This is a genomic window from Vibrio sp. ABH4_348 (assembly GCF_056159765.1).
The window spans coordinates 538,870-552,219 of sequence record NZ_JBSWVW010000002.1 but is presented as its reverse complement, the minus strand read 5'-3'; the positions used below and the strand labels follow the sequence as shown (position 1 = coordinate 552,219).

General features: G+C 44.6%; 10 protein-coding genes. All 10 read left to right on the top strand.

The annotated features are described in order from the left end of the window. Positions 1 to 1,260: 1,260 nt before the first annotated feature. The 10 genes from ACXAFJ_RS16245 (at position 1,261) to ACXAFJ_RS16200 (ending at position 13,350) form a co-directional block, all read left to right on the top strand. On the top strand, positions 1,261 to 2,478 hold the full coding sequence (locus tag ACXAFJ_RS16245; RefSeq protein ID WP_475324862.1) for a ParA family protein: 1,218 nt from the start codon (positions 1,261 to 1,263) through the stop codon (positions 2,476 to 2,478). Positions 2,479 to 2,484: 6 nt separating this feature from the next. Beyond that, positions 2,485 to 3,456, top strand: coding sequence for a ParB/RepB/Spo0J family partition protein (locus tag ACXAFJ_RS16240; protein ID WP_475324861.1), 972 nt, complete (start codon positions 2,485 to 2,487; stop codon positions 3,454 to 3,456). Between the two features lie 219 nt (positions 3,457 to 3,675). Next, positions 3,676 to 5,748: a GNAT family N-acetyltransferase gene (locus ACXAFJ_RS16235; protein ID WP_475324859.1), complete on the top strand. Its 2,073-nt coding sequence runs from the start codon at positions 3,676 to 3,678 to the stop codon at positions 5,746 to 5,748. A gap of 331 nt (positions 5,749 to 6,079) precedes the next feature. Further along, positions 6,080 to 6,367 (top strand): STAS domain-containing protein, encoded by a 288-nt coding sequence (locus tag ACXAFJ_RS16230; protein WP_475324858.1) that lies wholly within the window; start codon positions 6,080 to 6,082, stop codon positions 6,365 to 6,367. 1 nt (position 6,368) lies between these two features. After that, the gene (locus ACXAFJ_RS16225; protein WP_475324856.1) at positions 6,369 to 6,731 is read left to right on the top strand and encodes a response regulator; all 363 of its coding nucleotides are present in this window, start codon (positions 6,369 to 6,371) and stop codon (positions 6,729 to 6,731) included. 68 nt (positions 6,732 to 6,799) lie between these two features. Further along, entirely contained in the window at positions 6,800 to 9,028 is a 2,229-nt protein-coding gene (locus ACXAFJ_RS16220; RefSeq protein ID WP_475324855.1) for a chemotaxis protein CheA, read from the top strand. Between the two features lie 36 nt (positions 9,029 to 9,064). After that, positions 9,065 to 9,589: a chemotaxis protein CheW gene (locus ACXAFJ_RS16215; protein ID WP_475324853.1), complete on the top strand. Its 525-nt coding sequence runs from the start codon at positions 9,065 to 9,067 to the stop codon at positions 9,587 to 9,589. 2 nt (positions 9,590 to 9,591) lie between these two features. Further along, positions 9,592 to 10,047, top strand: coding sequence for a chemotaxis protein CheW (locus ACXAFJ_RS16210; RefSeq protein WP_475324852.1), 456 nt, complete (start codon positions 9,592 to 9,594; stop codon positions 10,045 to 10,047). A gap of 13 nt (positions 10,048 to 10,060) precedes the next feature. Then, positions 10,061 to 12,508: an aerotaxis transducer Aer2 gene (gene aer2 / locus ACXAFJ_RS16205; protein WP_475324851.1), complete on the top strand. Its 2,448-nt coding sequence runs from the start codon at positions 10,061 to 10,063 to the stop codon at positions 12,506 to 12,508. Further along, complete coding sequence (locus tag ACXAFJ_RS16200; protein ID WP_475324849.1) at positions 12,493 to 13,350, top strand: CheR family methyltransferase; 858 nt, start codon at positions 12,493 to 12,495, stop codon at positions 13,348 to 13,350. Before aer2 ends, ACXAFJ_RS16200 begins: the two co-directional genes overlap by 16 nt.

Genomic DNA, 13,350 nt, shown 5'->3' with positions numbered 1-13,350 from the left:
GAGAACACTGACAGATCTTGTTCGAAAGCATGATCAAGAAAGTGAATGTTCGATATCGATTAGATAGATTAGTTTATTTTTTGAACGTAATTCAGTGCATCAAGATAAAAATCGTATTTATCAATGGTGAACATCCACTTTAGCTGTGAATGTTGTATTTACGAAAGCATGATCAAAGTAACCAATAACTCTACTCTTCTCTATTGTGTGTCGTTGAATTAGCAAAACGAAGTATAACAAATCTCGACAAAGCCCGGTCTAAAAGACATCTGCCGTATTTTGCCTACAAAAACACATGCTTCCGAAAGTATTGCCACTTGATCATTCTTCCGTTGTAAAAGATCATCTAACTACAGGGTAACTTGTTGGATTAGCATGCTTATATTCCTTGATCATCGTTTCTATTTACACGTGAGTCTCCTGAAAGCATGATCATGAGGAATCTTGATCATGTTTCCTGTTGTCAGTGCTATTCGTCTGATAATACGGTCTACAGCTATTTAGTCGTTAGGACTGACAAGTTCCGTAATTTAGTGGCCGTTAATAATCGTTCCGTATTGGTAGCAAAGTCATTTCAAGGTGCAATAGTCAGCCTAAGTTACCTTGCATTCAGGTAACGCACCTATTTGAAGAAGCCATTCGAAGAGGTAAACGCTGCGCATCGAGTATTGATAACTGAGTAGCAGGGCTAGTTGAAATCGACATTAGAAGTTTATGACGCTATTACCACTTGGGAAGAAAATCTGGCCAGAATAAATCGCTACGTCTTTTGAACTAACTTTATGAAATTTAGATGATTATTTTTGGTCCTTGCTTCGATTTCCTCAATTTGGATCTGTAGAGAGGTGTTGAATTGCAAGTGTATTAGGAGCACTAAGCGACTCCAAAACGGGTAGTACCAATTTTTTCATTTGCACACATCGTCACCAATTTAACTCGTCAGGTTGTTTCGTAACTTATTTGCTAATAAAACATCACACCCTTTTTAGCCATGTTGACGAACTAAAATGAGATGGCTATTTACATTGTAAATACGTGACACTGTAATTGGTGAAAAGTAGGTGACTTTTAGTAGATAGTTAAGCGTCTTTACTGAGCGATTTTTACTACTTCTGTACCAACAAATTGATGGATTTAACAATAAGTATGGATTTTATCTTTTAGTGTGATTTTAATCATAATTTTGCAATACACCTTTTTATTGTATCTAGTGTAAAAAGCTGTACAATTTTGTTTTAGTTAAATCAACGGATTTTGGCTATGAACAGACAGCAAACTATCGATAACCTGGTGCACTTAGCAGAGCAAACAGCTCAAGTACAAGCTGACCGAATTGAAATAGTATTAGAAGAACGGAGAGATGAGCACTTCCCGCCAATGTCGAAGGCATTGATGGAAACTCGTTCTGGCTTAACTCGACGCAAATTGGACGATGCAATTTCAAAACTGGAAGAGCAAGGCCATCAATTCACAAAAAATAACGCAAACCACTATTCCATTTCGTTAGCAGAAGCCCACATGCTGATGGACGCCGCTAATGTCCCTACATTTGCACAGCGTAAGAAAAGCCAAGAAAACAAGCCTTGGATTATTAATGTGCAAAACCAAAAGGGTGGAACAGGCAAATCCATGACAGCGGTTCATCTCGCGGCATGTATGGCTTTGGATTTAGATAAGCGCTACCGGATCTGTCTAATCGACTTGGACCCACAGGGTTCGCTGCGCTTGTTCCTGAATCCGCAAATCAGTGTTAGCGAAAATACCAATATTTACTCAGCTGTTGACGTCATGTTAGACAATTTGCCTGAAGGGACAGAGGTCGACAGAGAGTTTTTACAGCAAAATGTGTTGTTACCAACCCAGTATCCAAACCTGAAAACCGTATCGGCGTTTCCTGAAGATGCCATGTTTAATGCGGAAGCGTGGCAAAACTTATCACAGAATCAATCACTTGATATCGTAAAGTTACTAAAAGAAAAGCTGATCGACAAAATTGCTGACGACTTCGATATCATCATGATTGACACTGGTCCTCATGTCGATCCCCTTGTTTGGAATGCTATGTATGCATCCAATGCTTTATTAATTCCTTGTGCTGCAAAGCGCCTTGACTGGGCCTCAACCGTAAACTTCTTCCAGCATTTACCTACCGTGTACGAAATGTTCCCGGATGACTGGAATGGGCTTGAGTTTGTTCGATTGATGCCAACCATGTTTGAAGACGACAACAAAAAACAAGTCTCCGTTCTGACAGAAATGAATTACTTGCTGGGCGATCAAGTTATGATGGCCACCATCCCAAGAAGCCGAGCGTTTGAAACATGTGCTGATACCTATAGCACCGTATTTGACCTGACTTCTGGCGATTTTGAAGGCGGTAAAAAGACTCTATCGACGGCGCAAGATGCCGTTCACAAAAGTGCTCTGGAGCTAGAGCGGGTCCTTCACAGTCATTGGTCAACACTAAATCAGGGGTAATTATTGATGGCGATTAAAACTTCCGATTTGAATGCCAAACTTTTTGGTAAAGCCAACAAACGTCACGCTTCGACGCCGAAAGAAGCACAACAAGCTGCGCGTGAACAAGCGCAGACTATCGAGTTATCAGTAGCAGGCGAGCAAACCGTAGTGTTTGAACTTATCACTATTGATGCTGCCGACGTTGCCGATAAAACTACCGTATTTTCTGAGAATGCTCGTGAACAAGCGTTTTTGAATGAACATGCGCTGTCTGATGTGTTGGCAACTTTGCGTGAGCGCGGTCAACAGTACCCAGCTGTCGGACGAAAAACGGACGATGGCAAAATTGAAGTGCTCGATGGTAGCCGCCGTCGCATGTCTTGTATTATCGCGAACAAGCCCTTTCTAGTATATGTAGCGGAGAATATTACTGGCAAGCACGCCAAGTTTCTTTCTGATGTTGCCAATGCTCATAAGCCCTTATCATTGTATGAAAAAGGTAAGGAAATGCAGGGCCAGTTGGCAAGTGGTGAGGCTGAAGACCAGAAAGCGCTCGCCAAAATTTTCCAATGTAGCGAGGCTTTGGTTAGTGGTGCACTTAAGGCCGCTGCGTTACCGCTTACCTTATTGCAGGCTTACCCTAATGTTGCTGACTTGGGCAGACCAACCATTGTTAAGCTCCACAAGCAGTATTTCTCGCTATCGGAGAAACAGCAAGCCGCTCTATTGGCGCGATGCGAATCTGAGGCGGCTGCACTTTGGGGACAATCTCAACCTCAAGGAATCGCTAGGGTGACTAAAGAAGTCACTGAGACAATCGAGAGTTGGATAGAAGAGCTGAAGCCTTCGACAGACGCTCCATCCAAGCGCTCCGAGTTAGTTAAAGGTCAGGTCAGTTATGTTCGCAAGGGCCAAGGCCTCGCACTAAATATAAAGAAAGTCGATGATGAGTCGTTAGCGGAAATCCTAGAATTCGTTAAACAGAAGCTTGCTTAACTAATTAAAGCTAGGTGATCGAAAAACTCGTAAAAAGCCACAATAGTGGCTTTTTTTGTATCCATCGTGTGGTGACTAATTACCAAAGCTTCCGCTCTAGTGAGGTTAAACCTCAATTAATTTGCTCATTCTTACTTCGACAACATACTTCGATGGTGAGTCTTTGATTAGACGTTTTGACTGGTATAATCAGGCATCCAACCCAGTTAGCGAAGACCAATGCGTGACACAAGCATAGATAAATTGACGCAAAGCGTTCAAATAAAACAACAACGTATGGCTTGTAAGCTTAAGGGTGACGTGGAGTTTATTGAGCAAGTCGTATGTGGGTTACTCGATAATACAGTCCCTAACGGCAAGGATATTCCTGTATCTGTTTTGCTTAGTGATGTTCCCGATGATTTTGCTTTTTCCAAACAGTTAACTTGCCTGCCGCTAAAGGCTGGAAAACAACTTTTGGGGCAAGAATACACAAGGCTGTTTATCGATCTACGTTATGACTTCGACGCAAATAGTATCTGCGCAGCACTCGGTACCTTAGTGGCGGGTGGTTTTGTCTTTTTTTTGGTTGAAGACGAAGAATTCATTTATTACCAAGGCAGCCCAATACAAGATTGGCTTAAAGCGACTTTTTCCTCGGTTCCCGAGTTTGCAAAAACCGGTTTATCTAACGCTCCCGAACCTAGTGTTGCTGAATTTGACAGCAATTATGCAGAACAACAGACAGCAATTGAACAGGTCACAAAGGTTTTGTCAGGCCATCGAAAACGCCCGCTACTACTGACCGCAGACAGAGGTAGAGGAAAATCAACCGCACTAGGTATAGCCGCTGCAAATATTGTGTGTGAAGCCGAAAAACGCATAATTGTAACCTCGTCAAGATTTGATAGCGTAACCACACTCTTTGAGCACGCGGCAAACGTGTTGGATCTTGCGGAAAGTCGTCACTTACAAGCGAAGGGTGATATTCGGTACCAAGCGCCCGACGAGCTTCTGTCAAACGACCATCAATGTGACTTACTGATCATTGATGAAGCTTCCTCTATTCCAGTTCCCATGTTGAAGCGCCTTTTGGGGAAATATTCACGAGTAGCACTTGCGACGACCGTGTTTGGATACGAGGGTTGTGGTCGCGGCTTCTCGCTTAAGTTTCAGCCTTGGCTTAAACAACATTTTCCCAATGCTAAATTTCTCAGTCTGACTAACCCTATTCGTTGGGGGCAGGGCGACTATCTTGAGGCTTGGCTCAATCACACCTTTTTGTTAGATGCAGAGATTGCACCGCTTGATGCCAATCTTACTGAAGGAGTCGAACTCGTTGAGTGTAACAAACGCGAGCTGGTAAAAGACGTAGCGACGCTGAGAGAGGTGTTTGCATTACTGGTCAATGCACATTATCAAACTAGCCCTAATGACCTCATTCATTTATTGAAAGATACCGAGACTCGTTTGTGGTTGGCGAAGTCAAAAGACCATATTTTAGGTTGTTTACTTGCTGTCGAGGAAGGTCAATGGAGCGAGGAACTGCTGCAACAAGTTCGCAGTGGAGCCAGAAGACCAAAAGGGCAACTGGCTGTAACGACACTGGTTAGCCAGCTAGCGATAACTGAGGCTGCGAAATCTAAAAGCCTTAGAATTATGCGAATAGCTGTGCATCCCGATGTGCAGCAAAGAGGTATTGGCAGCGCACTCGTGCAATTATTGCTTGAATCAAAACAAAGGGGTGAGGTCGATTTCGTAACCACCAGTTTTGGATTGAGTGACAACCTTCTACGCTTTTGGAAACAAAATTCCTTTTCCCCGGTCCATTTAGCTACAACGATAGACAAGTCTACAGGCTGTTATTCGGCGCTGTGCGTATCGGATAGTGAATCTTGGGTAAAAGCGGCTAGGCGAATGTTCAATCAACGTCTGCATTATTTGCTGCCTACACATTATGGGCAACTTGAAACTTGCATAGTGCGTAACTTACTCGAAGTAATTAATGCTTCCGATGAAATCTCATGTAATCCCGAGCCTAGCCAATCAGAAGATATTGATGATGTATTTCAATTAGAGAAAACCAATCTTTTGAATTACCTCCAGGGTGGTACTCAGTTAGAAAGTGTGATTTGGTTTGTTTATCAACGATTGATGTCAGGCTACTCAGTTGGGCAAGCCAGTGATCTGATGTTGCGAAAAATCGTACAAAACAAAAGTTGGCCTTCTTGCGTAAACGAATTCGCACTAACGGGTAAAAAATATGCTCAAAATCAAATGCGGAAAGACATAGCGGAATGGTGGGTGCAGTAACACCAATATTTACAGTGTAAATTACTTAGCCAATACGTTAGGTAGAGTCAGTTTACACTGTAAATTGACAAATCTCCCTACATCGACTATCCGCTATCAGTTCAAAACGCGTCTCTACTTTTTCTCACTGTGAAAAAAAATGTCCTGCGGACAAAAAAACGAGGTAACCCACTAATAATCAATGGGTATTTTGTCTCTTCAACAATTCCAGATGCAAATCTTTTCAAAAACCATAGCTTAGCCAAGTTTGCGATTCGCTAATTCCTTCCTAAACTCATTTTAAGCACGTTGGATGTTTTTGTTTAGCAACGACTTTGAGGCAATAAACGGGATGAGTTTAGTTCTTGCGGAATCGTTGGACATTACTACGGTAATGGACTCAGGTGACCAATACAAAGCAGCCTTGAATGGCGAACAACCATTGATATCTGTCAACGGACAGCAGGTGAATCGTGCTGACGCTGCAGGAATACAATTGTTGGCGTCACTTTTTCTAACGGCCAAAAACAATCAAAAAGACATCGTGCTTGAACAACCATCAAGAGCGTTAATTGATGGCATTACAATATTGGGTCTGGCAGACCTATTTGAGTTATCGGATCTCGTTAGAGAGGCTTAATATGACGAAAATTTTGGCTGTGGATGATTCTATCTCAATTCGACAGATGGTCAGCCACACACTCAAAGATGCGGGCTATGAAGTAGAAACCGCCAACGACGGCAGAGATGCACTGACGAAGGCTACAAGAGAAAAGTTTGATGTGGTTATCTCTGATGTGAACATGCCAAACATGGGCGGTTTTGACTTGGTCAAAGAGCTGCGAGGGCAAGCCCAATACAAGTTTATTCCTATTTTGATGCTAACAACTGAAACCAGCACGGAGAAGAAGATGCAGGGAAAATCGGTTGGAGCAACAGGGTGGCTGGTGAAACCATTTAATCCGGACACGCTACTAAAAACACTGAAAAAAGTCACAGTATAGAAAGACGCTCGACCTGACTCTTTCCGGTATTTCAGAATACTCGTTGTGACGTTGGCAAGGATACCCATATGGCTTTAGATATGGACCAACTTCGTAAGATGTTTTACGAGGAATGTCGTGAAAATCTCGAAGTTCTAGAAGATATACTGTTGAACTTGGACGTCGACACGGTAGACGATGAGTCCATTAACACTATATTTCGTGCTGCCCACTCAATAAAAGGGGGAGCGGGAACGTTCAATCTCATCGACATCATGGAATTTACCCATGCAGTCGAGGCGTATTTGGACTTAGTCCGAAATCACGAAAAGCAACTTACCGTTCAAACCATCGATATCTTACTTAAGAGTTGCGACTGTATCTCCGGGATGCTCGCGGGTCATGAATCAGATGCTGACGTCGATGAAGAGCTGAAATCGGCAGTCAGTGCCGAGTTAGCAAATCTGCTTGATGCGCCAACCGACGAAGTGATGCAACCTGATAGTACCGAGTGTGGTGTCAGCGTCGAAGCACAATCCATATCGAATCCCTCCGTTCCTGGTTTTTGGAAAGTTACGTTCGTACCACATAAGGAAATGTTTTTTAGTGGTAACGACCCGCTGAGGATTCTGCGCGGAATTAAAGAACTTGATGACAATTGCTCGATTTTTGTCGGGACAGATTCCCTTCCTGAACTACCTGAAATTGAACCAGAACTGTGTTACCTGCGTTGGACCATCAACCTAGATGGTCAAGTGCCGCTCGAAGATGTTCAAGAAGTGTTTGAATGGGTTGAAGATGAATGTGACCTAGAAATTGAGCAAATTGGTGGCCAGCATCACGCAGAAGATAGTCAAACGTCTCAAGAAGATACAATCTCAGAGCAAACCGAATCCGGTAATGCATCGCCTGATTCTGAGGTGGAACATACGACGAGCCCCGACAACTCTCAGCAGGAACTAAGCTCTGATTTAGCGGATGCCAATCAGCCAGTTAAGGCTTCTGCACCAGAGGTTGTGGTCAATTCGGAAACATCGGCTCCTGAAAAGGCAGCTTCCCCAAAAGCTGTACCAAGCAAAGAAAAATCCTCAAATAAACCTGTTAAAGCCGAGTCCAGTGTCAGCAGCATTCGGGTTGATATTGACAAGGTTGATAGCTTGATCAACTTAGTGGGCGAGCTGGTCATTACTCAATCCATGCTGACCGAAATTGGTAATGACTTTTCTATCGATAAGCTAGAGAAGCTTAAAGCCGGGTTGTCCCAGTTACTTCAAAACAGTAAAGATTTACAAGAGAACGTGCTGAATATTCGCATGTTGCCGATGAGTTTTGCATTTAGCCGTTTTCCACGTCTAGTCAGAGATCTTTCTGGTCGACTTGAGAAAAAAGTTAATTTGAACATCAACGGTGAAAATACTGAACTCGACAAAACCGTGTTAGAGCGAATTGTCGACCCGCTCGTTCACCTTGTGCGCAATGGCATTGACCATGGCATTGAGCAACCTGCCGACAGAGTTGAGGCGGGCAAACCCGAAGAGGGCACCATAGAGTTAAACGCCTATCACCAAGGTGGTTCGATCGTTATCCAAATCAAAGATGATGGAGCGGGTCTAAATTGCGATAAGTTGTGGAATAAAGCCATTGAGAAGGGCGTTCTTCCCGCTGACGCGCGTCGCGAGGAAATGAGTGAAAAGCAGGTCATGGAGTTGATTTTCGCTCCCGGTTTTTCTACCGCTGCTGAAGTCTCAGACATCTCTGGACGCGGTGTGGGTATGGATGTGGTTAAGCGTAACATCGAAGAGCTCGGTGGCCATATTGAATTGGAGTCCGAACTTGGCAAGGGAAGCTGCTTTACGATTAGTCTGCCGTTAACCCTAGCAATACTTGATGGCCAGTTGGTTAAAGTCGCTGGCGAAGTCTACATCATTCCACTTCTTACCATTATCGAGTCTATTCAAATTGATATGAGTTGTATCAAGCGCGCGTCAGGCGGGGTTGAACTCTATCGTCTTCGCGAAGAAAACATTCCAATTCTTAGACTGCAAGAAGAACTCGAAATGGGTGACAGTGGTGAATTGCAGGGGCGGATACTGTGTTTTGTTGAAGCTGCTGGCAATCGGGTTGGCTTGTTGCTCGATGAATTGCTCGATCAGCAGCAAGTCGTAATCAAAAGCTTAGAATCAAACTACACCAAGGTCTCAGGTATCTCAGGTGCAACGATTTTAGGCGATGGCTCCGTCTCTCTAATTTTAGATATTCAGGGCTTAATTACCCAATTCAAAAAACGCTCTGCCGATGCCAAAGGCATAGCAGCGTAACCCATAACAATCAGGCCTCAGTATTGAGAGAATGGTATGGAACAAACGGAAATTGCCTCTGAAGTGAAACATACACCCCCTGCGATACCTTTGGGTGACCGTGAAGATGCCAGTGAGAGTGCAGACTTTTTGAGTTTCCAACTGGCTGATGAGTTATATGGGGTTGAAATTAACGATGTGGAAGAGATCCGTGTTTGGGAGCGTCCCACCCCAATTCCTCATTCGCCACAACACGTCAAAGGGGTGATCAACTTAAGAGGCATGATTGTTCCTGTCATTGACTTACGTATTCGCTTTGCATTGGGAGTCAGCGAATACTTACCCACAACCGTTGTGATTGTGCTGCGCAGTGATGCGGATGGAGAAGAAAGGCTGATGGGGCTGGTTGTCGATGCGGTCAGTGACGTTGTAGGGCAGGGCAACAACGAACTCTATCCTTCAATTGGTGAATCTCAAGTGACCCCGTATTTGCAAGGCATGATTAATGTCGATGAACAAGTAATGTCGCTGTTTGATACCAACGAATTACTCAACATTGAACACGTGCTGAAAAAGGTTTGAATATGTCTCAAGAGTTTCTCAGTTTCGTTCTAGAACAAGAAGAATATGGCGTCCCTATTCTAGATGTGCGGGAAGTAAGAGGGTGGAGTGAGGTTCGAGCGATCCCTAATTCGCCTGAATTCTTGATTGGGGTGCTAGAAATTCGTGGCGAGTATGTGCCCATAGTCGACCTTAGACAACGTTTTCAATTGGCTCCGGCTGAAATCACGGCCACTACCGTGGTGATTGTTCTTAATGATTCAGAATTTAAACCATTGGGCATCATTGTTGATGGGGTTTCTGAAGTCTACGACTTGTCAGATGACGAAATCAAAGCGGCGCCAAACGTCGTGAGCTCAGTGGATTATCTATTTATCAGAGGCATAGCCTCGGTAGACAACGGACATCTAATACTAATTAACCTGGATGCGCTTTTTGATGTTGACGAGCTGCATAAGGTCGCAATGGAAGAAGCATAAGCAGAGGTGACACATGGCATTTTGGAAGCAAAACAACCAACCGCAGCAACCCGCACAAGTACAACCGCAAACGCCGGTTTACGAAGACCCGTTGGCCGGATACGAGCCCGATCCCGATCCTGAGCCCGAACATGGCATTTCCCATGCTCAGCTTTTATCGGCATTAAACGCCGCGCAGACGGCTTTGATGATGATTGACAGAGATTTCAACATTACCTTTGTCAACCGTAAGTCGATTGAGTTGCTCAAAGTACATGAAGTGCTATTCCAATCTGTGTGGCCTAACTTTAGAGCCGATGAAGACCACTTGATGGGATTTTGTATAGACGGATTTCATGCCAATCCAGCGCATCAGCGTCAGCTTCTCTCCAACCCTGGCAATATGCCCTATGTCACAACTATTGATATTAAGGGCGTTAAAATCGAGCTGAATGTTGGCGCTATTATTGATGAGCAGGGCCAATACGTCGGTAACACGCTCGAATGGCAGGATGTCACCCAAACGTTACAAGACAAAAATGACATGGCACGTTTGCAGGCCGCCGTCGATCAAGCTCAAACCGCGATGGTGATGATAGATAGAGATTTTAATATCACCTACGCCAACCAACAAACGTTGGAGTTGTTCCAAAAACATCAAACCACATTTAGAACGGTGTGGCCTGGCTTTACCGCGAGTGAAGAGTGGTTAATGGGACGTTGTATCGATGAATTCCACCGCAACCCAGCGCATCAAAGACAACTTTTGGCTGACCCTAGTAACCTACCTCACAAGACAGACATTACCATTCAAGATGTCATCATCGAATTGAATGTGGCCGCGATTCACGACGCGCAAGGGAATTACATTGGCAATACCTTGGAATGGAGTGATGTGACCGAATTGCGCAAGCAAGAGACTCAAGTAGGCAGCTTGGTTTCAGCGGTTGAAGGTATGACTACCAACTTAATGATGGCTGACAAAAATGGCGTGATTACCTACTTAAACCCATCGTTACATCGATTGCTGAAAGGGCGAGAGCGGGAGCTGCAAGAAGCTATGCCTGGATTCAGCGCAGACAAGTTGGTTGGTGTCAGCATGGATACCTTCCATCAAAATCCAAACCACCAGCAAAGCATTATCGCCAATCCAGACCGTCTGCCATTCAGTTCGGATATCAAAGTCGGCAGTCTCGAATTCAACTTAACTTGTATCGCGATGCGCGATTCTGATGGCACTTTCATTGGCCCAGCGTTGCAATGGGAAGACATAACTGAGCAGCGGGACGGTCAACGTCAAGTAGAAACACTGATTCAAAAAGCGATCAGTGGTGACTTGAGTGACCGAATAGACACCAAAGCCTATAGCGGCTTTATGAAAGAGCTGGGTGACGGCATCAACAACTTGCTTGAAGCCGTAGTTGGGCCTTTAGGGCAATGTATTGACGTAATGAGTTCAGTCGCCGACGGCAACCTCAATGAAACGATGGATGAGAGCCAAGGAGACTTGGGTCGCTTGTCCAATGCGGTTAATACTTCAATCCTTAACCTTCGTAATATGGTTGACAAAATTACCCAATCTTCGGCGCGAGTGGCTACGGCCTCAACCGAGATAGCCGACGGCAACAACGATTTGAGCCAGCGTGTTGAAGCTCAGGCTTCCAACCTAGAAGAAACCGCGGCCAGCATGGAAGAGATGACTGCAACCGTCAGACAAAATGCAGACAACGCGAAGGGAGCCACTTCACTTGCCGATGACGCTACTAAAAAAGCCAGCAAAGGGGGAGAAGTTGTTGGGCAAGCTGTATCCGCGATGTCAGAAATCAACTCTGCGAGTAAAAAAATCGCCGACATTATTGGCGTTATCGATGAAATTGCCTTCCAAACCAACTTGCTTGCACTTAATGCTGCGGTTGAGGCGGCGCGTGCAGGTGAACAAGGTCGCGGCTTTGCTGTGGTGGCCGGCGAGGTTCGCAATCTAGCCCAACGAAGCGCAGCGGCGGCCAAAGAAATTAAAGGCCTTATTAACGACAGTGTTGAAAAAGTGGACGAGGGCTCACGCCTTGTCGACGAATCAGGGGCTACGCTCAATGAGATAGTAGAAGCAGTGGAAAAAGTGGGCGAGCTGATTGCGCAGATTGCATCAAGCAGTATCGAACAATCAACCGGAATCGATGAGATTAACCGTGCCGTTTCCGCCATGGACGAAATGACTCAGCAGAATGCGTCCTTGGTTGAAGAAACATCTGCGGCTAGTCAATCACTCAGAGATGAAGGTAAAGAGCTTATCAACTTGATGAACTTCTTTAGCACTGACGATAATGTGGCGACGTTTGAAAGCCGCCAACCGAGTCGCCCTGCAGCCAAACGCCCGGTAAGCTCGGCTAAAAGTAATGTTCGCGAGCTGCGAGGCACCAAAGTATCGGGTGGTAACAGCGGCTTCAATGCGAGCGAGGATGGAGACGAATGGGAAGAGTTTTAACCCAAGTTTCAGAGGAAAAAATGACTGAGCAGGAGTTTGAACTCACAAGCAAAGACTTCAAGTTTATCCAATGGTTTATGCATAAAAACGTTGGAATATTTCTCAACGATAGAAAGCAAGCCATGGTGTATGGCCGTGTCAGCCGACAAATGCGTCGGCTCGGCCTACGACGTTTTATTGATTATCGGGAAGTCATAGAAAGCGATGATGAAGAGCGCATGCACTTTATCAATTCCTTGACGACTAATAAAACCGATTTTTTTCGCGAGTTTCATCATTTTGAATTTCTCGAAAAAGTCTTACTCAAAGAGTGGCAAAGTCATAACCAAACTGGGGTAAGGATATGGTCTGCAGGGTGTTCCACTGGACAAGAGCCGTATAGTTTCATTTCGTCTTTGCAGCATGGTGGCGCTTTTGAGTGGATGGATGAGCTCGATATTGTGGCCAGTGATCTCGATACCAATGTACTCAATACTGCCAAAACCGGCGTGTATTCTGAGGAGTCACTAAGCTCGATACCCAAGGAATACTTAAAACCGTGTTTTATGAGAGGGAAAGGCAGCCATATTGGACAAATCAAAGTCGCGAAGTTTTTTCAGCAGTTCATAAATTTTCAACAGATCAACTTGTTGGACAACTGGAAATTTGAACAACCTTTTCATTTGATCTCTTGCCGTAATGTGATGATTTATTTTGATAAGCCTACGCAAGAGACCTTGATTAAAAAATTTTACGACGCATTGGTACCAAATGGAGTGCTGTTTTTAGGACATTCCGAGAGCGTTGGGAGCTGTGCCAACTTGTTCCATCACCTCGGTCACACGATATACGTAAAACAGTAG